General features: G+C 40.7%; 22 protein-coding genes and 1 riboswitch. Of the genes, 13 read left to right on the top strand and 9 right to left on the bottom strand.

Annotated elements, in window-relative coordinates; translation table 11 throughout:
* Positions 1-2: 2 nt before the first annotated feature.
* From AQ505_RS12575 to AQ505_RS12550, 6 genes are all read right to left on the bottom strand, one after another.
* Positions 3-1385, bottom strand: coding sequence for an NAD-dependent succinate-semialdehyde dehydrogenase (locus AQ505_RS12575; protein ID WP_062548503.1), 1383 nt, complete (start codon positions 1383-1385; stop codon positions 3-5).
* Between the two features lie 35 nt (positions 1386-1420).
* Positions 1421-1642: an SHOCT domain-containing protein gene (locus tag AQ505_RS12570; protein WP_197286372.1), complete on the bottom strand. Its 222-nt coding sequence runs from the start codon at positions 1640-1642 to the stop codon at positions 1421-1423.
* A 48-nt stretch (positions 1643-1690) separates the two neighbouring features.
* Positions 1691-1927, bottom strand: a complete 237-nt coding sequence (locus AQ505_RS12565) for a hypothetical protein (protein ID WP_062548501.1) — start codon at positions 1925-1927, stop codon at positions 1691-1693.
* Positions 1928-2037: 110 nt separating this feature from the next.
* Complete coding sequence (locus tag AQ505_RS12560) at positions 2038-4737, bottom strand: cation-translocating P-type ATPase (protein WP_062548500.1); 2700 nt, start codon at positions 4735-4737, stop codon at positions 2038-2040.
* Positions 4722-7082, bottom strand: coding sequence for a phosphoketolase family protein (locus tag AQ505_RS12555; RefSeq protein ID WP_062548499.1), 2361 nt, complete (start codon positions 7080-7082; stop codon positions 4722-4724). Before AQ505_RS12555 ends, AQ505_RS12560 begins: the two co-directional genes overlap by 16 nt.
* A gap of 10 nt (positions 7083-7092) precedes the next feature.
* A complete protein-coding gene (locus AQ505_RS12550) occupies positions 7093-8286 on the bottom strand; it encodes an acetate/propionate family kinase (RefSeq protein WP_062548498.1) in 1194 nt (397 codons plus the stop codon).
* Between the two features lie 197 nt (positions 8287-8483).
* Between AQ505_RS12550 and AQ505_RS12545 the strand changes: the two genes are divergently transcribed.
* Positions 8484-9734 (top strand): PAS domain-containing sensor histidine kinase, encoded by a 1251-nt coding sequence (locus AQ505_RS12545; protein ID WP_062548497.1) that lies wholly within the window; start codon positions 8484-8486, stop codon positions 9732-9734.
* Entirely contained in the window at positions 9731-10783 is a 1053-nt protein-coding gene (locus AQ505_RS12540) for a response regulator (protein ID WP_062548496.1), read from the top strand. Before AQ505_RS12545 ends, AQ505_RS12540 begins: the two co-directional genes overlap by 4 nt.
* Here AQ505_RS12540 and AQ505_RS12535 read toward each other — a convergent pair whose 3' ends face one another.
* A complete protein-coding gene (locus AQ505_RS12535; RefSeq protein WP_062548495.1) occupies positions 10784-11530 on the bottom strand; it encodes an SDR family NAD(P)-dependent oxidoreductase in 747 nt (248 codons plus the stop codon).
* 39 nt (positions 11531-11569) lie between these two features.
* Positions 11570-12241: a BON domain-containing protein gene (locus tag AQ505_RS12530; protein WP_062548494.1), complete on the bottom strand. Its 672-nt coding sequence runs from the start codon at positions 12239-12241 to the stop codon at positions 11570-11572.
* A 251-nt stretch (positions 12242-12492) separates the two neighbouring features.
* On the opposite strand from AQ505_RS12530, the gene AQ505_RS12525 reads away from it, so the two are divergent.
* Entirely contained in the window at positions 12493-13053 is a 561-nt protein-coding gene (locus tag AQ505_RS12525; protein WP_062548493.1) for a helix-turn-helix domain-containing protein, read from the top strand.
* Between the two features lie 60 nt (positions 13054-13113).
* Here AQ505_RS12525 and AQ505_RS12520 read toward each other — a convergent pair whose 3' ends face one another.
* Positions 13114-13959, bottom strand: a complete 846-nt coding sequence (locus AQ505_RS12520; RefSeq protein WP_062548492.1) for a DNA-formamidopyrimidine glycosylase family protein — start codon at positions 13957-13959, stop codon at positions 13114-13116.
* Between the two features lie 104 nt (positions 13960-14063).
* Between AQ505_RS12520 and AQ505_RS12515 the strand changes: the two genes are divergently transcribed.
* From AQ505_RS12515 to AQ505_RS12470, 10 genes are all read left to right on the top strand, one after another.
* Positions 14064-14741, top strand: a complete 678-nt coding sequence (locus AQ505_RS12515) for a response regulator transcription factor (RefSeq protein ID WP_062548491.1) — start codon at positions 14064-14066, stop codon at positions 14739-14741.
* On the top strand, positions 14738-16015 hold the full coding sequence (locus AQ505_RS12510) for a sensor histidine kinase (RefSeq protein WP_231635088.1): 1278 nt from the start codon (positions 14738-14740) through the stop codon (positions 16013-16015). Before AQ505_RS12515 ends, AQ505_RS12510 begins: the two co-directional genes overlap by 4 nt.
* An 88-nt stretch (positions 16016-16103) precedes the next feature.
* Positions 16104-16529 carry a QcrA and Rieske domain-containing protein gene (locus AQ505_RS12505; RefSeq protein WP_062548490.1) on the top strand — a complete coding sequence of 142 codons (426 nt, stop codon included), beginning with the start codon at positions 16104-16106 and terminating at the stop codon, positions 16527-16529.
* Between the two features lie 4 nt (positions 16530-16533).
* Positions 16534-16971 carry a thioredoxin family protein gene (locus tag AQ505_RS12500; RefSeq protein WP_062548489.1) on the top strand — a complete coding sequence of 146 codons (438 nt, stop codon included), beginning with the start codon at positions 16534-16536 and terminating at the stop codon, positions 16969-16971.
* A gap of 4 nt (positions 16972-16975) precedes the next feature.
* Positions 16976-17908 carry an FAD:protein FMN transferase gene (locus AQ505_RS12495; RefSeq protein WP_062548488.1) on the top strand — a complete coding sequence of 311 codons (933 nt, stop codon included), beginning with the start codon at positions 16976-16978 and terminating at the stop codon, positions 17906-17908.
* A gap of 1 nt (position 17909) precedes the next feature.
* Positions 17910-18140: a DUF4266 domain-containing protein gene (locus AQ505_RS12490; RefSeq protein ID WP_062548487.1), complete on the top strand. Its 231-nt coding sequence runs from the start codon at positions 17910-17912 to the stop codon at positions 18138-18140.
* A gap of 8 nt (positions 18141-18148) precedes the next feature.
* Positions 18149-19369, top strand: coding sequence for a DUF3570 domain-containing protein (locus AQ505_RS12485; RefSeq protein WP_062548486.1), 1221 nt, complete (start codon positions 18149-18151; stop codon positions 19367-19369).
* Positions 19370-19399: 30 nt separating this feature from the next.
* On the top strand, positions 19400-19849 hold the full coding sequence (locus AQ505_RS12480) for a heme-binding domain-containing protein (RefSeq protein ID WP_062548485.1): 450 nt from the start codon (positions 19400-19402) through the stop codon (positions 19847-19849).
* 25 nt (positions 19850-19874) lie between these two features.
* On the top strand, positions 19875-20564 hold the full coding sequence (locus tag AQ505_RS12475; protein WP_062548484.1) for a VIT1/CCC1 transporter family protein: 690 nt from the start codon (positions 19875-19877) through the stop codon (positions 20562-20564).
* A 114-nt stretch (positions 20565-20678) separates the two neighbouring features.
* On the top strand, positions 20679-23195 hold the full coding sequence (locus tag AQ505_RS12470) for a cation-translocating P-type ATPase (protein ID WP_062548483.1): 2517 nt from the start codon (positions 20679-20681) through the stop codon (positions 23193-23195).
* 72 nt (positions 23196-23267) lie between these two features.
* Positions 23268-23333, top strand: a riboswitch (Fluoride riboswitch).
* Positions 23334-23341 lie beyond the last annotated feature (8 nt).

The raw sequence follows: 23341 nt of genomic DNA, 5'->3' as shown, positions 1-23341 counted from the left end.
GACTAAAAAGGGTCTGTTAATTTGCTGACCCGAATCAACTTCTTATTAACAAATTCCTGTATACCAAGACTAGACAACTCCCTTCCATATCCTGACCCTTTAGTCCCACCAAAAGGCAAGTCAGGCTGAGTCCAGGTTGGATGGTTGATAAATACCATACCGGTGTCAATCTGTTCGGCCAAACGCTTTCCCCGTTCTATATCATTGGTAAAGATACTCCCACCCAATCCAAAAGGCGAGTCATTGGCCAGATCAATCGCCTCCTGCTCATTGTTCACCCTGTAAAACGAAGCAACTGGACCGAATAATTCCTCATGATATGCTGCCATTCCAGGTTTAACATCACCTAAAATGGTAGCCTCAATAAATGCACCTTTTCGATTAATTAGTTTACCACCCAGCAATACCTTTGCACCAGCCCTGACACTTCGCTGTACTTGTTCTATTAACTGTATAACGGCTCCTTCTGAGCTTAACGGTCCCAGTTCTGTTTCTTCATCCATTGGATCTCCAACTTTCAGGCCACCCAGTTTGGCCTTGAATTTATCCAAAAACTCATCAGCAACTGCTTCCAGAACAATAATCCGCTTAGATGCCACACAGCATTGGCCGGTATTATTCATCCGTCCAACAACAGCCCAGTCAACGGCCTTATCCAGATCAGCGTCTTCCAAAACAATAAAAGCGTCGCTGCCACCGAGTTCAAGCACCGACTTCTTTAGAAATTTCCCAGCAGCAGCGGCTATACTTGCGCCAGCAATTTCACTTCCGGTAAGGGCAACACCTTTGATCCGGGGATCTGCCACCACGTCATCTATACGGCTTCCACTGACAAATAAATTGGTATATAAACCCTTGGGTGCCCCAGCCTGTGCAAACAACTCCTGAATTGCCAATGCGCATTGAGGAACATTCGAAGCATGCTTAACTAACACGACATTACCTGCCATAATGTTAGGTGCAGCAAAACGAGCGACCTGATAAAAAGGAAAATTCCAGGGTTCAACGCCAAGCAGTACTCCAATTGGAGTACTCTTAATATAAGCTTCACCAAATTCAGTTTCCAACTTTTGGTCACTTAGAAAAGCTTCCCCATTTGTAGCGTAATAATCTATAATATCAGCGCTGAGTTCAATCTCCCCATAGCTTTGAGCAAGTAACTTACCCATCTCCAATGTGATCAATTTAGATAGCTGGTCTTTTTGTTCACGCATCAATTTTGCGACACCATGTAAAAGTTCTGCCCGCTGTGCATAACTGGTTTTACGCCAGCTTTGGAATGTTTCATCAGCGATAGAAATTTCCACTGCCACCAATTCCGGAGACATTTCCTGAAAACTTTTAATAAGTTCATTATTAAAAGGATTAATGGTTTGTATAGCCATAATGTGGATTATTTATTTTAATTGTATAACTATTGCTAGTGAGTAGCATCATTTTCCAGAACAGCTTTATTTCGCTGATACTCCTTAAGATCAATTGCGCCTCTTGCAAATCTTTTCTGCAAAATATCCAGTGGCAGCTCTTTTTTATTCCGTTGGCCCGGAATATCATATGGCACAAGAAATATCCAGACCAGCATGACTAACCAAATGAACCACCATATGATGTCCATTCCAAAAAAATGATTCGTATAAAACATAATTTTATTTAATTGTTATTTCACCACAGCCCAAAGCGAAGACTTCATTCAGCCCATTACACTTTTGGCCAATAAAATATCCATCTGCTCACTAACCCAATTAGACAATAGATCTTCAGAATACCGGCTAAGCGTACTCACCTTTTTAAAAATAGATTGTCTTTCAGAGAAAGTTTTACTTTTCCATATACTAAACTTTTCATCAGACCGTAGCATCTGTTCTTCATAAGGAGCTATTCCGAAATTCTCGAACAAAGCGTTTTGATTTTCACTGAAGTCATTCATATTGATAGCTATTTTAGATAGATAAAGTCTAAAGGTCTATGTAATTGGGGGCATCGGAAATGATGTGAATCATCTCCACATAAGACACTCGTCATCAGATCAGTCCATCCTTAACGGGAAGTACTTTTTCTCTTTCCCCAAATGATCTTATAAATCTGAACTACAACCAAAGGGAGCAAACTGGCCAGAATGGCTACCATCCATGCATCAATAGGAAATATAGATAAATCGAGTGCAACACGCGTCTGTGGAAACAAGTAAACCAAAAACACCAGGAAGAAGCATAACAACAGTGCCAGCCATACAAACCTGTTTTTAGTAACCTCGTTCGACCATATTCCAGAGTGATTAGAAGACATATTAAAAACGTGAAAGAGCTGAGCAAAGGCCAGCGTAATAAAAGCAATATTGTTAAGCACCTTAGGATCATTGGATACAAATGCACGGCAATAGAATACCGCCAAGACTACCGATCCAGTGATCAGCGTTGCATACAGCACGATCATCAGCCAGTTTTTATTCGAGATGATATCTAGTTTTGGATCTCTTGGTGATTTCTCCATCACTGTCGGATCTCCCTTTCCAAGACCTAACGCAAGTGCAGGAAAGACATCAGTGACCATATTCAAAAAAAGAATCTGTAATGGAAGTAATATGGTTTGAGGTGCCAGAAAACCTAAAAGTGTAACAATAAAAATCTCACTCAGGTTACAGGAAACGAGATAAATTACAAAGCGTTGTATGTTCTGAAATATCTCCCTGCCATGGGCAACCGCCCTTGCTATGGAAACAAAAGAATCATCTTTCAACACAATGCTCGCCGTTTCCTTCGCAACCTGAGTGCCCCTTAATCCCATCGCAATTCCAATATCCGCTTGTTTAAGTGCGGGCGCATCATTTACCCCATCTCCAGTCATCGCAACCAGATACCCCGCTTTTTGATACACTTCTACGATTTCCAGTTTTTGCCTGGGCGTAGTTCTGGCAAAAACCACTGCGGAAAGAATTCTCTTGTGCCATTGTTTGCTAAGTGATTTCATATCTGGCAATTCACTTCCCTTAATGACTTCCTGATCATCCTTAGAGGCGATACCGGTTTTCATCGCAATATTCAATGCAGTCATGGGATGATCTCCCGTAATCATCACCGTTTTAATTCCAGCTGTCCGGCAGGTCGCAATAGCACCCTTAACAGCTAACCTTGGTGGATCCAAAAACCCGACCATACCTACATATATCAAATCCTCCAAATAATCCTCCTTTGAGATTTTTGGAGCCTCTCTATATCCAAAAGCCAATACACGCAGCCCATCAGCCGAAATCTTTTCAGCGGCTGAAATGATGCTTGTTCGTTGAGCCTTGGTTAACGGTAGATTCTCCTTACCGACTTGAATCTGCGTGCATTTATCGAGTATGCTTTCAACCGCACCTTTAGCAGCAACAAAATCCAAACCTTCATGCTGATTTAATGTCGCCATCATTTTAGTTTCGGCACTAAAAGGCGTTTCAGCAAGTCTGGGATATGCAGTGGTCAGTTGCGCTGGAGAGACACCTGAAGCTTGCGTCAAATGAAGCAAGGCCACCTCCACCGGGTCTCCGACCGCCTTTTTCCCACTGTCTTTATCTTCCAACGATGCATCGTTGCATAAAGTTCCGATCAGGATAAGCTTTTCAAAATTCTCCCCGCCGCTTTGCCTTGAACCGCTCAAATATTTCAACACTCCTTTTTCAATAGCTACCTGCAAAACTTCATCCGGAAAGCCAAGTAGTTCCACGTAAATCTTATTTTCTGTCAAAGTGCCTGTTTTATCCGTGAAGATCACATTTACCCCACCAAGCGTCTCCACTGCAGACAATTTCTTAACAATCGCATTTTTTCTGGCCATGAGCAACATCCCATAGGCCAAAGCAACGGTGGCAACGATAGGTAGTCCTTCAGGAAAAGCGGCTACCGCCAGGGCAATTGAAGTTTCAAGAATCAATAACCAGGACTTTCCTTCCAGCACCGCCGAAAGAGAAAATAGCCCCGTCATCACCAAAGTAATCCATATCAACTTTTTAGTTAACTTATTAATTTTCAAATCCAGTGGTGTAGTGGTCACCTGTGGGCGATCCACCATCGAGGTAATTTTTCCTAACTCGGTATTTTCTCCAGTGCCGGTAACGACCACTTTAGCATTGCCATTCATTACAGCGGTCCCCTTAAATACCATGTTGACCCTATCTGCCAGTTCAACTGCTCCATTTATCGCTTCAAGTTGCTTCAGTGCAGGAAAAGATTCACCAGTAAGCGGAGATTCATCACATTGTAATTGATTGAACTGAACGATCCGCCCATCGGCCGGGATCATATCCCCCGCTTCCAGCACCATCAGATCTCCTGGAAGGATTTGTTCTGCTGGTAACTCTTTGGTCTTCCCATGCCGGATCACTTTGGAAAAGACCTGATCCATTTTTTTTAATGCACGCATCGACGTCCGGGCCTGCAACTCCATAAAAAAACCAATGAGCGCATTCAGAAAAATAACCACCAGGATAGAAATAGCTTCTATCGCATTTCCAAAATACATAGATGCGAAGGCAGCGACAAATAACAAATACACAATTGGGCTGCTAAACTGTCCGATAAGCATCATCCAGATGCTTTTCTTTTTTTGGCTTTGATAAATATTTAACCCAAATTTCAAAGCTCGTTTTTCGGCTTCTGCATGTGTAATCCCTGATGTCTCATCGGTGTTTAGCGCTTTGCACACCTCAGCGACACTTAGCGAATAACTTCTTTCCAGGGGATAGGTTATTTCATTTTCCATTTCCAGTTTTTGATTTCAGGCATGTCATCTAAATACTTACAGATGTATGCGCTATGTTCGGCCAGCTTTGCTTCACAGAAGCGAACGAAAGCATTTACTTTGTCCTGCATTGCAGGTACTCTCCTCACTGCTTCCATCGCCAAATGATAGCGACTCATCTGGTTCAATACGACCATGTCAAAAGGAGTTGTTGTTGTGCCCTCTTCCATAAATCCCCGCACATGAAACCGTGCAGGATCTGGTCTGCCGTGAACAAGATCATGGATAATGCGTACATAACCATGAAAAGCAAATATAACCGGTGCACTATCTGTAAAAAGTAGTTTAAACTGTTCCTTACTCATCCCATGTGTATGATAGGCCACTGGCGACAAGGCCATTAAATCTACCACATTCACCAAACGTACTTTAAGTTCTGGCAAATGTTCATTTAAGATGGAAACTGCCGCGATCGCCTCAAGGGTTGGAACGTCACCCGCGCAGCCCAAGATGACATCAGGAAAATTACCTTTTTCATTACCGGCCCATTCCCAGTTGGATGCACCCTGAGCACAGTGTTCAATTGCCTCATCCATACTTAACCACTGAAGTTCTGGCTGTTTACCGGCAATGACTACATTTACGTAGTTCTTGCTACGCAGGCAGTGATCCATGACAGAAAGCAACGTATTTGCATCAGGTGGAAAATAGATTCTGATAACCGTGCTCTTTTTATTAGCAACGGTATCAATAAAACCGGGCCCCTGATGACTGTAGCCATTATTGTCTTGTCTCCAAACGTGGGAAGTCAGTAAATAATTTAAGGAAGCTATAGGTTTTCGCCACGAAAGTTCAGCAGCAGTTTTCAGCCATTTGGCATGCTGGCTGACCATGGAGTCAACTATTGTGACAAATGCCTCGTAACACGGAAAGAGTCCATGTCTGCCGGTCAGGATATATCCTTCAAGCCATCCTTCACATAAGTGTTCACTTAAAACTTCCATTACACGCCCATCCGGAGCAAGTTTATCATCAATCGGGATTGTCTTCTCCATAAAACATCGGCTGGTGGCCTCAAATACAGCTTCCAAACGATTTGAGCTGGTTTCGTCCGGGCAGAACAAACGGAAGTTGTTATGCTTATCATTTAGCTTGATGACATCACGAAGGTACTTGCCCAAATTACGCGTACTTTCTGCCTCAAATTCGGCGGGTGCTTTTAAAACAACAGCATAATCTTTAAAATCCGGCAATATTAGTTCCTGAAGCAACAATCCACCATTTGCGTATCGTGATGCGCTCATTCGTTTATGGCCTACAGGGGCCAGTTCCGCCAGTTCAGGAATCAGGTTTCCCTCAGCCGTAAATAACTTTTCAGGTTCATAACTAAGCATCCAGTCTTCCAGCATCTTTAATTTTTCCGGATCCTCTTTCACTCCTGCCAAGGGAACCTGATGTGCCCTGAATGTACCTTCAATAGGAACCCCTTTCCATGATTTGGGACCTGTCCAACCTTTTGGCGTCCTTAAGATGATCATTGGCCATTTAAAGTCATGGATGATTCCACGTTCTCGGGCATTCGTCTGTATGATCTTAATTTTCTGGTAGGCTACATCAAGCGTTGATGCCATCTGGCGATGTACCTTCATTGGATCATCTCCTTCTACAAAGTACACTTCATATCCATATCCACTAAACAATTCTTTTAAAGATTGATGATTCATACGGGCAAGTACAGTGGGCCCTGATATTTTATAACCATTCAAGTGTAAAATGGGCAAAACTGCACCATCTCTAACTGGATTAAGGAAAGCCTTTGAATTCCAGCTCGCAGCCAATGGCCCCGTCTCTGCCTCACCATCACCAACTACGCATACTGCCAGTAAATTTGGATAATCATACACAGCCCCAAAAGCATGCATCAGAGAATATCCCAATTCCCCTCCTTCATGGATGGAGCCCGGAGTATGGGCACTTACATGGCTTGGTATCCCACCGGGCGTAGAAAATTGCCTGAATAACTTCAGCATTCCCGCTTCATCCTGACTAACAGAGGGGAAAACCTCGGAATAAGTTCCTTCCAGATAAGTATGTGCTACCACTGCCGGTGCACCATGACCAGGTCCGCAAACATAAAGCACGTCGGCATTGGTCTGTTTAATCAGCCTGTTCAAATGAACATATATCAGATTTAAACCTGGAGAAGTTCCCCAATGGCCCAATAGCCGTGGTTTGATATCTTCAGCGGTCAGTGTTTTTTTCAACAATGGGTTAGACTGTAAATAGATCTGTCCGGCGGAGAGGTAATTAACGGCCTGCCAATAGGAATGTATTCTTTCAATATGCTGCTCTGATAGCGTATTCATAAGATAATTTTTAGTTAGTGTTCGTGATATAGCCAGTATGTTTTGCAATCATCCAGGCCTCATTTGTTTTGATTACCTGAATGCTAACGCTACTATCCAAAGTAGAAATGATATGTTCTCCGTTCTGATTAAGCGCCGGGTGTAAGCTGATACCCATAAACCCCATGTCCTTGCAGATCTGTTCACGGATAAGGGGAGCATTTTCTCCGATACCTCCAGAAAAGATCAACATATCCAATCCGCCTAAACCTGCTGCCAATGCAGCAATTTGCCTTTTCGCCTGATAACAGAATACCTCAATTGCTTCCTGAGCCCGAGGATTCAAAGACCTATCCTCGATTAACTGCTGCATATTTCCTGTACCTGCGATTGCTTTCAACCCAGATTCCTGACTAAACAGTTCGTCCAGCTGCACAGGTGTCATCTGGTATTTCCTTAACAGGAACAAGATAACCCCAGGATCCAGATCACCTGATCGTGTGCTCATGACCAGTCCTCCTATCGGGCTCATCCCCATTGTTGTTTCCTGGCTGATACCACCAGAAACTGCAGCCATACTCGCTCCGCTCCCTAAATGCGCAATAATTATTTTCTTTTTCTCAATGCTATCATTTTCATTCTGGAGCTTCTGTAAGATGTATTCATAAGAAAGTCCGTGAAATCCGTAACGCATCAAGCCTTGATCCCGATACACTCTTGGCAAAGCATAGAACTTAGCAGCAGAGGGCATATTCTGATGAAAAAATGTATCAAAACAGGCTATATGAATGGCATTTTTGAAAGTTTGCCGAAAAATACGAATCAGCTGTATTTCAGTAGGCAGATGATTAGGTGCAAGATAAGTGTAAGTTTCAAGGACATTGATCAAATCGTCATTGATGATCTCAGGCATTCTATGTGCAGGGCCGCCCTGTACCAAGCGATAACCGATGCTCTGGATTGAATATTTGCCGGATAAGGAATCCAACCTGTTGATCAACTTGGCAGCGGCAATTTCCAGATTAAGACATGAGGTCTCTTCACTTAGCAAAAGTTCAGCTCCCGCATCATGTATCTCCAATTTAGCTTGTTTATCACCAATTCCATTTATGGATCCTGACCACTCCAATTCAAGACTGTATTGATGATACAGACTAAATTTCAGACTGGAAGACCCCGAATTGAGCACCAGAATAAAACTACCTGCAGTATTTGACTCTTCCATTTTTATATCACACTATTGTGAACCTGAGTTGATCTACAAATCGTTTGGATTCAAATCTAGTCATTGAGATATTTCTACAACATGATCAAACACCAGACAACTCGTGACGAAGATCATCAGCCAGGAAGTAATCAAAACAAAATGGCCTTCAGATTGTAGATATAGAAGAGGTTAATGTTAATTTTAACCACAATTTTATGGAAAACACCGTTCTGCTGAAAGCGATCATCGACAATGCGATAGACGGTCTGATTACCATAGATGACCAGGGGATAATTGAGTCCATTAATCCCTCAGCCTGCAAACTTTTTGGTTACACGGAACAGGAAATAGTTAAAAAGAACGTATCTGAACTAATGCCGCAACCAGACCGGGGACACCATGATGGGTACCTCTTTCGCTATAAAAAAACCGGTGAAGCCAGCATTATTGGTGTTGGTAGAGAATTGACAGGTTTGAAAAAAAATGGGAGTACGTTTCCTTTTCGTTTGGGTGTAAGTGAAGTTAAGTACTCAGGAAGGATCATTTATGCTGGTTTTATTCATGACTTGAGCCGGGAAAAAGAAGCCGAATCGCAACTCCAGGATTATGCAGCTTTATTGGAAGATCAGGTACAGGAGAGAACGCTTTCTCTTCGGGAAACGGTTGAAGCCTTAGAGCAAACCAAGACTGAATTGAATCTATCTCTTGAAAACTTACACCATACTGTTTCTGCCCTGGAACAAACTCAACGTGAGCTGAGCCTCTCACTGGCAAAAGAACAGGAATTAGGTAAGCTGAAAAGCAGGTTTGTTTCTATTGCATCACATGAATTCCGGACACCTTTGAGTATGGTACAGCTTTCCGCATCCCTTATTGAAAGGCATGCGCTTCCTTTTGACAACCCTCATATCATCAAACACGTAGACAAAATAAAAGATGCCGTTCTGAATGTTACTGCAATCCTAAATGATTTCCTATCCCTTGAAAAATTAGATACCGGGAAAGTACAGCCTAAATTCAATCATTTCAATCTGGCTGAATTTGCGACAGAAATTACTGAAGAGATGCAAATCGTTTTAAAGGGTAGTCAAAAAATAGTACACGTACACAGGGGCTCGGAATTGATGATTACCCTAGACCAGACCTTGTTAAAAAACTGCATCGTTATACTTATTGACAACGCTATAAAATATTCTGGAGAAGAAAGTTCCATACAATTCTACACCAAAATCAATGAGAATAACTGTACGATCAGGATCTGTGATAATGGCATTGGAATCCCAGTCGAAGACCAGAAACATCTTTGTGAGCCATTTTTCCGGGCACACAATACCGGAAAGATCTCTGGTAACGGACTTGGATTAAGTATACTTTCCAGATATACCGATCTGATGAACGGTAAATTCGATTTCAAAAGCAGAATTAACCGGGGTACGCTTTTCACCCTCACATTTCCACAATCATGAACAAAAAAATACTGATCATTGAAGATCACGACGCCATAAGGGGAAACATAGTTGAGATCCTGGAAATGGCCAAATACACTGTTTTTGAGGCTGACAATGGCAAAATTGGCGTGGAGATGGCTTTAAAACATATTCCTGACATCATTCTCTGTGATATCATGATGCCTGAACTAGATGGGTACGGGGTATTGTATATGCTCAATAAGTATACAGAGACCTCCACTATTCCTTTCATTTTTCTGACGGCCAAAGCGGATCACAATGACCTGCGTAAGGGAATGGAGATGGGTGCTGATGATTATCTAACCAAACCATTTGATGACATTGAACTGCTCAATGCCATAGAAGTCAGGCTAAGAAAAAAAGCCCATCTGCAACTCCAGAACCAAAACACGACTGATGAATTCAAAGTACTGGTAGCCAAAATAGATGGTTTGGCAGAATTTGCCAAGATCATAGCAGGCCATAAAAGCCGTGAATTCAAAAAAAATCAAATCGTTTATTATGAGGCCGATCACAGCAAAGGTCTTTATCTGATCATTCATGGCAAGATCAAAACCATCAAACTTTCGACAGACGGTCGTGAATTAATGACAGGTATGTATGCAACCGGAGGATACCTCGGCATCAATGCGATGTTAAATAAAAGCACTTATACTGACACTGCTACCGCGGTGGACGACAGTACACTTTGTTTGATCCCTCTTGAAGAACTGGATAAAGTCATTGACCTTTACCCTGAAGTAGCAAGAAAATTCATTCATCTTTTATCCGATGATAACCGGGAAAAAGAAGAACAGCTCCTCCAATTAGCTTATGATTCAGTTAGAAAAAAAATGGCCGGAGCCATTCTCCGGTTATATCATCAACAGATTATAAAAAACGACTTTTTCAGCATTACGCGTGAAGATTTAGCAGCCATGGCTTGCATGGCTACTGAGACTGTGAGCAGAACCCTGTCAGATTTCCGTGATGAAAAACTAATTGAACGGGATGGGACAACCATTACGGTATTGGATCTGGAACGGCTTGCAAAAATGAAGAACTGATTAAGCCATCACTCCCCCATCCAGGATAATTTGTGTTCCGTTACAATAACTGGAATCATCACTGGCCAAATAAATAAATGCTTTAGCCACCTCTTCAGGTGTACAAAGACGCTTAGATGGGGTTCCATCAATCCATGCCTGATGAGTTGCTTCAGGAGCAGAAGCCAATAAAGGAGTTTCCACATAATAAGGACAAAGTGCATTGGCCCTGATGTGTTGCGCGGCATATTGAACAGCTATATTTTTGGTAATGCCCAACACACCATGTTTGGCCGCAGTATAAGGGACTAAACCATGTTCTGCTTTCAGTCCGCCAAGAGAAGACATATTTACTATCACGCCCCCACCCTGTTTCAAAAACTGTTGCAGTTCATACTTGACGCAATAAAACTGCCCGGTTAAATTCACAGCGATCAACCTATCCCAAGTGGCCTCCGGCATATCATGTATCCCCGAATAAGTACCCCCAATGCCTGCATTATTAAAAGCGACATCCAATCTATCAAATTCTGCGACCGTAGTAAGAATAGCCAGTTTAACGCTTTCGACGTCTGACACATCAATTGGGACAAACATACATTTGGCTCCCAGTGCTTTTATTTCAGTAAGCGTTTCAAGATGATCCTTACCTTCAAGATCAGCCACAACAACAGTCGCGCCCTCTCTTGCGGCTTCAAGCGCTGCGGCTTTTCCAATACCTGAATTTCCTCCGGTGATGAAGACCACCTTATTTTCTAATTTTCCCATATTTTCAAAAAAACGGGAGCTTAAACTCCCGCTCTATATTTAGTCAACTAATGAATAATCGTATTCAATTTCAATTTCATTGTCTACAAACCAGACACCAGGTGCATTCCAAGCCATTCGCTGGGCCTCGTCCTTTTGATAAATAGAATTCACAGTTCCTGTCAATGTTACATGGTTACCAGAAACTTTAACTTGTATATCTTTGTTATTTATCGACCAGTTCCTGTCAATTGCATTTTCAATTTCTTTTTTCTCCACTGCATCATGAATTTCAGACTCAATTGTAATGTTATTGGTCACCCCCTTCACTCCTAACAGGTTTTTGATCGCGTTTTTTGCGGCCTCTTTTTGATAGTTCCAGTTAATCGTTCCAGTGAGTGTTATCCAACCATTTTCAACCTTAACTGTAATTTTTTCTCCGGGAACCTTCCAGTTCCATTTTAAAGCATTCAAAACTTCTTTAGCAAGCTCCTCATCTTCTTTATGGATTGAACCAAGATACTTCACCTCTATTCTCTCTACTACCGCTTTTACACCTGCAACCTTTTTTGTCGCATCCTCTGCTTCAGATTTCTTAGCATAACTGTCCACTATCCCGGTTAAGGTAACTACACCATCATTAGTGGTAACACCAATTTCAGCCGCATGTAATAATGGTTCCCATTTTATTGCATCCTGAACATCTTTTTGCAATGTTTCGTTGTTTTTCATGATAAATGCCTTTTCGTGTGAAATATTTCACACCTCAAAGGTTGCCCTATTTCACACCAACATCATTATACATTTATGGAGAACAGTTGCACAATTCACACTAAAGTGGACTATCTGCATCACCTGTAATCATGATGACCATCATGATAATCAAGACGGCTATCATTTCGGATATCCGATTAAATCCTGAGTTTTGTTAAAATAGCTTTAGTTGCAAATTGAGATTCACAATGATTCCATAAAAAATCAGAATGGTATTACATATTAAAAACATGGTTAGTAATCGTTGTGTAATGGCGGTGAAACTAGAACTGGACAAGGTTGGTTTAGGTTACAGCCATATAGATCTTGGAGAAGTGGAGACCAAAGAAAATCCAACTCAGCGACAATTCGAAATGTTAAGATGTGCCTTGCTCGAATTAGGTTTCGAATTGATATCTGATAAGAAAGAAATGTTAATAGAGAAAATAAAAAACACAATTATTGATATGGTTCATCATAATATTGAAATGCCAAAAATCAAAAACTCTAATTACATCAGCGAGAAAATTCATCATGATTATACTTACCTGGCCAATGTATTTTCACAGCAAACAGGGTTAACAATCGAGCATTATATCATTAAACATAAAATTGAACGGGTAAAAGAACTTATCCTTTATAAAGAACTTAATCTTACCGAAATCTCCCATCTGTTAAATTACAGTAGTGTTGCTCACCTCTCCCGCCAGTTTAAAAAAGTAACGGGGCTTACTGTTTCCTATTTTAAGAATACAGCAACCTGCCAAAGGATTGCACTGGAGAATATCTAAACAAAATCCATTCTATCTCAAAACCTTATTTTAAGTACATCTAAAAACAATCATAAAACACTACATATATAGGTGCTGTTCATCCGTATAATATGTCTTTATACCCGATATAACTTTCAATTTAATAGTCCAACCGGTTGGACTATTTTTTTTACCCGGATTGTGAATTATCAACAAATCAGCCCCTACTTTACTAAATTTCAAAGAGGTTATCTTTCTTGCTTCTTTGATGGCATCCAATAAAACATATTTAATTGTTTTATGGAGTACTTTTATACTATCTAAGGGGATTTTACCTGCTATAGAAAAAGGAGAGATTTCTGCATACCAAAGAATTTCATCAGCATAAGCCTCTCCGATTCCCCTAATCAACTTTTGATCCACCAATACGCATTTAATTTCTTCCGCACGATTAGCAAATAGATCGACTAAGTATTCCACAGTAATTTCCTTACTCAAAACATCCGGAACAGCCGTATGTATAGGGTTCAAACGAAACTTACACAAATGCTGAGTATCTTTAACAGATAGAATTTGCCCCCCGCTAAAATACAAATCCATTAAACCAGCTTTATCTTCCTGATCTAACGTAACCACAAACAATTCTGCAGAAGCCGATAAACACATTTCCAGAACAGCATGATTCCTAAATTGAAAGCACAGAGAAAGACCTTCACGCCATACTTTTTTTAAATCATTTCCAATCAAACTATCAGTCAGCTCCGTAATCGAAACGTTTATATATTTCTTATGCGGAATATCCAGCCTTAGCAGCACTCTATTTTTGAACTTACGCTCAAACATTTCGGCACAAACTTCTAAATAGGGTAAATCGAACATAATATGATGAAGTACTTGATGGACATTGAACATAAAGGTACTGTGACCCGAAGGATTCTGTTCCATCTTTAAACAATTCAGTATTGATCTAAATCAATTTTAAGTCAGTACCTATTATAACTTATAGAGAACTTCAAAGAGTCTTCAGATTTTAACACCATATTTATATCATGAAGTTTCTAATTGTTGAAGACGAAGAAAGCTTAAGAAAAAGTATTGATCAATATCTGACGGCTGAAGGGAACATTTGTGATCATGCTGCTACTTATGAGCAAGGTTATCAAAAGTTATCAATTTATGATTATGACTGCATATTGCTGGACTTGACCCTACCCGATGGAGAAGGGCTTCAGCTATTAAAGTATCTTAAAAAAATTAATAAAACAGATGGTGTGCTGATCATTTCCGCACGCAATTCATTGGATCAGAAAATTGAAGGCCTGAGCCTCGGTGCGGATGATTACCTGATAAAACCATTCCACCTGTCTGAGCTTTATGCAAGGATACAATCTATCGTAAGACGCCGACATTTCAACGGAAACAGCATCATCCATTTCAATGAAATAGAAATTGACACCACCGCAAAGGAAACTAAGGTAAATGAAAAAACGGTATACCTGACCAGAAAAGAATTTGATCTCCTGTTATACTTCATCGCCAACAAAAACAAAGTAATTTCAAAAGCAGCAGCAGTAGAGCACATTTGGGGCGACGATGCAGATATGGCCGACAGTTTCGATTTCATTTATACCCATATTAAAAATGTAAGAAAAAAACTAACAGATTCCGGCTGTAAAGACTATTTCCAATCGGTTTACGGAGTAGGTTATAAATTTGCAGATGTATGAAGTTATTCAGCAGCTATAACAGGATCTTGTCTATCATTACACTCACAGGATTACTGGTAATAGGATTTCTTTTTTATCAAACGCTCGGACAATACCTCAACAAACAAATTGATGACCATCTTTTCGAGGAACTCCTCGAAGTAGAGGACTTTACGCACGTTAAAAATATTCTTCCATCTCCAGACGGTTTTGATGATGTCATTGTTGAATATAAAAAAATACACCAGGTAACGAATAAACGCAGGTTATTTGCAGACACCAATTTCTATAACCCTAAAAAGAAACATACGGAATCTGCAAGATACCTGAAAACAGAACTCAACTTAAACGGACAGCCCTACCAGGTCATGATCATTGCTTCGAAATTTGAAAGGCAGGAACAAATTAAAAGCATTATCCTCATCATTTTACTACCGGTAATTATTTTATTATTGATCTTGTGGCTGGTCAATAGAATACTCATCAAAAGGATGTGGTTACCGTTTCGCCAATTGCTAACCAACATCAAAGCATTCAACATTAACCAGGAAAAAGTCTTCGAGCCAATTCAAACCAATATTGAAGAATTCAAGGAATTGAACAAAGCTGTTCTGGATGTATCGTTAAAGGTCAAATCAGATTACAGGGAGATCAAACTATTTACCGAAAATGCATCCCATGAGATGATGACACCACTTGCGGTCATCAACTCAAAACTCGACACCATGCTGCAATCCAATACCCTTGGTAAAGAAGAAAGCGAAATTCTGGCCGATCTTTATAAAGCCACCTCAAAACTGACCAAATTAAATCAATCACTCCTGCTTCTGGTGAAGATTGATAACAACCAACTTCAGGACAAAGAAGATATCGACCTAAAGGCATTAATTGAGGAGAAGCTAATTTATTTCCAGGAATTCATCCAAAAAAGAAATCTGCGAGTCCAAACCAACATGAGTCCCTTTTCCATCTTTGCAAACCGTTCCTTAATGGAAATATTGATTAATAACCTGCTCAGTAATGCGATCAGACACAATTATGAGGGTGGCTCAATTCAGGTTACTTTAACCCGAAATAGCCTTTTATTTTCCAATACCAGCTCACAAAGCGAGCTGCATCCCGCAAAGATATTCGAACGTTTTTATAAAGACAATGCATCCGAAGGCACCGGACTGGGACTGGCCATTTTAAAACAGGTATGCCTCAGACAAAACTATAAACTGAGTTACGGTTATGAGCAGGACTACCACGAATTTAAGATCAGCTTTGACAATCCTGAAAATGAAATCAGATGACAATCCTTTAACATTTTTTAACAGGTAACTTCATAATGTCTTCAGAATTCGCCTTGATCTTAGATTCAATATTTAATGAACAAAGATCATGGACAGAAAAGATTTTTTAGCCAGTATCGGATTATCAGCAGCCACCTTTGCTCTAATCAATTGCGCAGGTTGTTCTAAAAATTCCAACTCACCGTCCACTGATACCTCTGGACCAACAGGTATTGACTTTACACTCGATCTATCCTTATCCGCTAATTCCGTTTTAAACACAAACGGGGGATACCTGGTCTCTAATGGCATTATTGTAGCCCGGACTTCTTCCGGGACGTATATTGCTGTTCAAAGATCCTGTACGCATGAAAGCTATGGCTTGGTTTATCAGGGTAGCGCTAACAGGTTTTATTGTGCCAATCATGGCGCTACTTTTTCTGAAAGTGGTACCGTAACCAACGGACCTGCATCAAAGCCTCTCAATACTTACCACACACAGTTAACCGGAACATCATTAAGAATTTATAGCTAATACCATGAAACTACTGCTCATCACATTATTTTCCTTGCTTCCAGGCTCATTGATCTGGACAAGCAGCTTTACCGAAGCACAACAAAAAGCCAAGACCAGTCACCAACTGATTTTAATTAATTTCTCAGGATCAGATTGGTGTGGCCCTTGCATTCGTCTTAGAAAAGAAATCCTCGAATCAGAAACATTTGAAACATACGCCAAAGATCATTTGATACTTTTACGTGCAGATTTCCCGCGTCAAAAGAAAAATCAGCTTTCCGCTGCCCAGGTTAAACTAAATGAGGCACTGGCAGAAAAATATAACCCGGATGGCAAATTTCCCTATACCCTGCTGGTAGATGAAAACGGGAAAGTTCTGAAGTCATGGGACGGCTACCCGAATGAAAGTCCTGAAAAATTTGTTCAGCAAATCGCCAGTATGAATCGGGCAAATAATTAACGATATGCCAAACTCAGCTTATAACCGGGTATTGAAACTCATGGGTAACCGTTTCGAGTTCACCGTCATTGCGGAGAATGAATCTATAGGCGAAAAAGCAATTGACGCAGCGGTAACAGAGGTTAAAAGGATTGAAGACTTACTCAGTACCTTCAAAGAAAGCAGTCAGACCAGCCTGATCAATAAATATGCTGGTATTGCGGCAGTCGAGGTCGATGAGGAGGTGATTGCACTGATCCAGCGTGCATCAAAAATATCAGACATTACCCAGGGCGCATTTGACATTACCTATGGCTCTATCGACAAAAGCCTCTGGAATTTTGATGTGAATATGACCTCCCTTCCCGATTTTGAAACAGCGCTGCAATCCGTAAGCCTCATCAACTATCAGAATGTAATGACAGATCCTGAAAAATCTAATGTAATGCTAAAACATAAAGGTATGCGCATCGGATTCGGTGGTATCGGAAAAGGTTATGCTGCGGATAAGGCCAAACAAGTATTGCAAGGTATGGGAATCGAACATGGAATTGTAAATGCTGCGGGAGATCTGGTTACCTGGGGAAACCAATCGGCCGGCAAGCCCTGGACTATTGGTATTGCTGACCCCGATCAAAGCGACCGTCCATTCTCAGCACTCAACATTAGCAATATGGCCATTGCGACATCCGGCAACTATGAAAAATACGCTACAATTAATGGTCGCAGGTATTCCCACACCATTGATCCAAAGACTGGTTTACCGGTTAGTGGAATAAAAAGTGTAAGCATCATTTGCCCAAGTGCCGAACTGGCCGATGCCCTGGCTACCCCCGTAATCGTTATGGGCACACAGGTAGGCCTTGACATGATCAACCAACTGCGACAAGTAGCCTGCATCATCATAGATGATCATGACCGCTTGTATACCTCCAATAATATTAATGTAAAACAATGATATGAAAACTTCCATTCCAATATCAGTACTACTGGGCGCAGGATTTTTTATCCTTAGCCTGCTTAGCGCATGCGCAACAGTTAAACCCTATCAAAAAAGCAAGCTTAACGATGCTGAAATGGCTTTATCATCCCGAACGGCCCAGAAATTTGAACAGAGTTTCCAACTATACAGGGAGGGAGGTTCAGGGGCCAATGGTGGCAAAAGCGGTGGTGGTTGTGGCTGTAACTAACTGAAATCATGAGAAAGATTTATCTGCATGTACTCATGCTGTTCCTCGGCGTTTTAGGCGCCCATGGACAAATTAAAATTAAAACCAATCCTTCCGATACCAGTAATTACCAAAGCAGAAAGCTTAAAATTGACGAGATCAACCTGGTATCGGCCTATTACCATCAAACTGGCAACAATTCGGCTGTTACCGGTGGTATTGGAACAGAGAAACTATCAGATTTTGCCAATACCATTGATCTGCAATTGTCTAAATACAACAAAGCAGGTAACAAGAATACTTTCTTGTTTGAACTTGGCGTAGATCATTACACCTCTGCTTCATCTGATAAGATAGATCCGAGTACGATTTCTTCTGCATCCATGGCTGATACACGTATTTATCCATCTTTAAACTGGACACATAGTAATGAAAAAACAGGTAATGCTTTCGGATTTACGGGCTCCTTTTCAACTGAGTATGACTATCAGTCATTAGGTGCGGGCTTTAACCTTACCCGGTTATCAAAAGATAAAAATACCCAGTTTGATTTTAAACTACAGGCTTTTTTAGATACCTGGAAAGTGATTTTACCTATTGAACTGAGATCCGCAGCAAGTCTGGGTAATGGTCACGAATCCAGAAGTGAAGGATCCAGTCCAAGAAACTCGTTCAGTGCATCATTTGCCCTTTCACAAGTGATTAATCAAAAACTACAAGCGCAACTTATCATTGAACCTGCTTATCAAAAAGGTTTGCTGGCCACCAAATATCAACGTAATTATTTTACAGATGGCTCTTTAAGAGCAGAAAACCTGCCTGATCAACGTTACAAATTGCCTATCGCTGCGAGACTAAACTATTTTGCTACAGATCAGGTGATTGTCCGGACATATTACCGGTATTTCATGGATAACTGGGGCATCAGGGCACACACAGCGGAAATAGAAGTTCCGGTTAAACTGACATCATTTATCTCTCTCAGTCCTTTTTATCGCTACAATAAACAAACGGGAACCAAATATTTTGCACCTTATGGACAGCATGATCCATCATCTCAATATTTCACCAGCGATTATGATCTATCTACATTGAATAGTGATTTTTATGGCGCCGGCATCCGGCTTGCACCGCCACATGGTGTATTTGGCTGGCAGCACTTAAATATGTTAGAACTGAGATATGGACATTATAGCAGGTCAACAGGTTTGGTTTCTAACATCATTACCTTAAATTTAAAAGTAAAATAATGGAAATCGTTAACATTAACCAATAAAGACATGGTCAGGAAAGTATTACTGATTTTTGCGGTACTGATGCTCTTGATCCAGCTCTTCAGACGGGGAAGAAATAGCTCTGCCTCAGCATCGCCAAATGCAATTGAAGCAAACTATCAGGTTCCAAAAGAAATTGGGCTGCTGCTTCGAACGAGCTGTTACGATTGCCATTCCAATAATACGGTCTATCCCTGGTATAGTCAGATCCAACCGTTTTCATGGTGGCTGCAAAGCCATGTCAATGATGGCAAAAAAGAACTGAACTTTGATCAGTTCAACACTTATAATATTAAAAAGAAAAAGCACAAGCTGGATGAAGTAGTTGAAGTGATTGAAAAGGATGAAATGCCCTTAAGTTCCTACACATTAGTCCACAGGAAAGCCGTGCTTTCCACTCAGGATAAAGACAAAATCATTGCTTGGGCAAAAGCACTGAAGAACGCTATTAATTAATGTCATTAGGGAAACAAAATATCATATGAAGCTAGAGGAACATTACACCACCAGAAGCGGTTGGCTGAGGGCTGCAGTTTTAGGCGCAAATGATGGCATTCTGTCTACAACCAGTTTAGCCATTGGCATTGCAGCAGCCAGTACCACGCGTGAACCAATAGTTCTTGCTGCCCTGGCCGGACTGGTAGCAGGTGCGCTGTCTATGGCTGCTGGGGAATATGTTTCCGTAAGCTCACAATCTGACATTGAAATTGCCGATCTGACAAGAGAAAAACAGGAATTGGAAAATATGCCTGAAATTGAGCTGAGGGAGCTGGCTAAACTTTACCAGCAAAGAGGCCTCGAAAAAAACCTGGCTATGCAGGTTGCTGAACAGCTCACTGCCCATGATGCCCTGGGTACACATGCCAAGGATGAATTGGGTATCAACGAAATCACACAGGCAAAACCAATGCAAGCTGCTCTGGCCTCAGCGGCCTCATTTATCACAGGAGGTATGCTTCCAATGCTGGTTTCCATCTTTGCCCCCCTAAACTTAATGGTCATTTACCAATATGGTTTTTCGATTATATTTTTAGCCATATCCGCGATTGTAGCTGCAAAAGCCGGCGGATCAAATATAGGCAAAGCTGTTGTCAGAATCTGCTTCTGGGGAACAGCAGCCATGTTAATGACTGCTGCTGTGGGCTATTTTTTTGGTGTTAAAACAGCGTAGAATTTCTATTCTGTCCTTTTTTTCTACTTATAATCTTCATCATCTAAAACGATGATGTTCATCATGCTTTTGTTCAGATAGATACACGATTTTTAAGGTATCAATCCTAAACACATGTCTTTAAGCAACTTTAATATTCAGGGATTATCAAAACAGGAGGTCATTGCATCAAGATCAAAAAATGGCTACAACCGTTTAACCTACAAAAAAGAAAATAGTCTTTTAGATGCCATTAAAAACCTGGCTAAAGAACCTATGGTCATCTTGCTAATGGTCGCCGCAGTTATCTACATCATTAGTGGTAAATCTGGCGATGCCATTTTTCTGGCATCTGCTGTCGTTTTAGTATCAGCTATCTCACTTTATCAAGACTCCAGAAGCCGGAATGCACTTGAAAAGTTAAAAACTTACAGTCAACCAAATTGTAAAGTCATCAGAGATGGTAAGGTTGAGGAAATTAAAAGCGAAGAAATAGTCATTGGTGATCGTTTAATAGTTGAAGAAGGCACTTCCATCACCGCTGACGGCAGCATCATTCATTCCAATGACTTTTCGGTTGATGAGTCTATACTGACGGGGGAATCCCTTACTGTATATAAAGACAAGGACACTGAAGATCATCTGATTTTCCAAGGCACAACAGTAGCAAGTGGGTTGGCTATTGCAACGATTACAGCTGTTGGCAATGACACGAAATTAGGGAGAATTGGTAAGAGCCTGGAAGATATCAAAGAAGAAAAAACTCCACTCGAGTTACAGATTAACAATTTCATAAAAAAAATGGTGATTGCTGGTGCAGTCATTTTCTGCATAGTATGGGGCATTAATTACTTCAATTCCTTCAATTTACTAGATAGTCTTTTAAAAGCACTAACCCTTGCAATGAGTATTTTACCTGAAGAAATACCTGTTGCTTTTACCACTTTTATGGCTTTGGGCGCATGGCGGATGATGCAAATGGGCGTGGTTGTTAAACAGATGAAAACGGTAGAAACACTCGGAAGCGCAACTGTGATTTGTACTGACAAAACCGGAACAATTACAGAAAACAAGATGAGTCTTGCTAAACTTTACCTCTTGTCTTCCGATAAAATAATAGCTCCTGATCACGATCTTGAAGATGCAGCAAAAGCCCTGGTTCGAATTGGAATGTGGGCCAGTGAGCCTATTCCGTTCGATCCAATGGAAGTCGCCTTACACGATTGTTATACTAATACCACCTTTCATGATGAACGGCAGCAGTATAAAATGATTCATGAGTATCCTTTGGGAGGAAAGCCTCCCATGATGACCCATTTATTTGAAGATAAAGATGGCCTACGTATCATTGCAGCAAAGGGTGCTCCGGAGGCCTTAATTGCAGTATCGGAACTTGACAATTTAGAAAAAGAAAAGATCGCCGAAGCCGTTAACCTACTTGCATCAGAAGGATATCGCCTCCTCGCTGTGGGCAACTCTGATTTTAAAGGATCAGAATTCCCAGATCAGCAGCAAAAATTCAAGTTTAAATTTATTGGCATTGTAGCTTTTTACGATCCGCCTAAGCAACATATTGAGAAAGTACTAAATGATTTCTACCAGGCTGGTATTACCGTTAAAATCGTAACAGGTGATAACGCAGCAACTACCATTGCCATTGCGAAGCAAATTGGATTCAGGGGATTTGAAAAAAGCATAACTGGTGAGCAGCTCATGAAAATGTCTGATAAGGAACTTCAGCAAGCTGTATTGGAAACCAATATATTTTCCAGGATGTTCCCGGACGCGAAGTTGAAAATCATTAATGCATTAAAATCAAGGAACGAAATCGTTGCAATGACCGGTGATGGCGTTAACGATGGTCCTGCATTAAAGGCAGCCCACATAGGAATTGCTATGGGGAAAAGAGGAACAGAAATAGCAAAACAAGCAGCTTCATTGATTTTATTGGATGACGACCTCGCCAGAATGGTAGATGCTATAGCAATGGGAAGAAGAATATATGCCAATCTGAAGAAAGCAATTCAATATATTATCTCTATTCACATCCCTATCATATTAACTGTTTTCGTTCCATTAGCATTGGGTTGGATTTATCCGAACATCTTCTCTCCTATTCACATTATTTTTCTTGAACTTGTGATGGGCCCAACCTGTTCTATCATTTATGAAAATGAACCGATAGAAAAAAACACCATGCTTCAAAAACCGCGTCCTTTTTCTACAACATTTTTCAACAGGAAAGAATTAACCACAAGCATTATCCAGGGATTAATAATCACCGCAGGAGCATTGATAACTTATCAACTTGCTGTTCAACATGGTTATAGTGAACAACTCACAAGGGCCATGGTATTTACCTGTTTAATAGCTGCAAATATACTGCTCACGCTGGTCAACAGATCTTTCTATTATTCACTATTCACAACCATAAAGTATAACAACAACCTGGTATACCTGATTGTTGTTGCAACTATACTAATTTCAGGCGCTATACTTTACATCAGCCCATTAACCAAATTCTTTGAATTCAAGCAACCAGACTTGATACACTTGTCTATAAGCGTCTGCATTGGATTTCTCTCCGTAATCTGGTATGAGTTTGTTAAATGGAAAAAAAGGTATCAAACGGCAGCACATTCAGTATCTTAAATTTTCGCTTTGAGAAGTATACATTATGCGTTTCTTTGATATCATTTGATATGATGTAATCACTATATTTGTCACAGAAAAGGAAATGGTGTCTTCCTGATTGAACCGCCCTAAAAAGCTGATGGCGCCTGGTTAATTTAATGTTC

The sequence above is a fragment of the Pedobacter sp. PACM 27299 genome (assembly GCF_001412655.1).
Lineage (GTDB): Bacteria > Bacteroidota > Bacteroidia > Sphingobacteriales > Sphingobacteriaceae > Pedobacter.
Note: the sequence above shows the minus strand (reverse complement) of the source record. Positions and strands in the feature narration are given on the sequence as shown.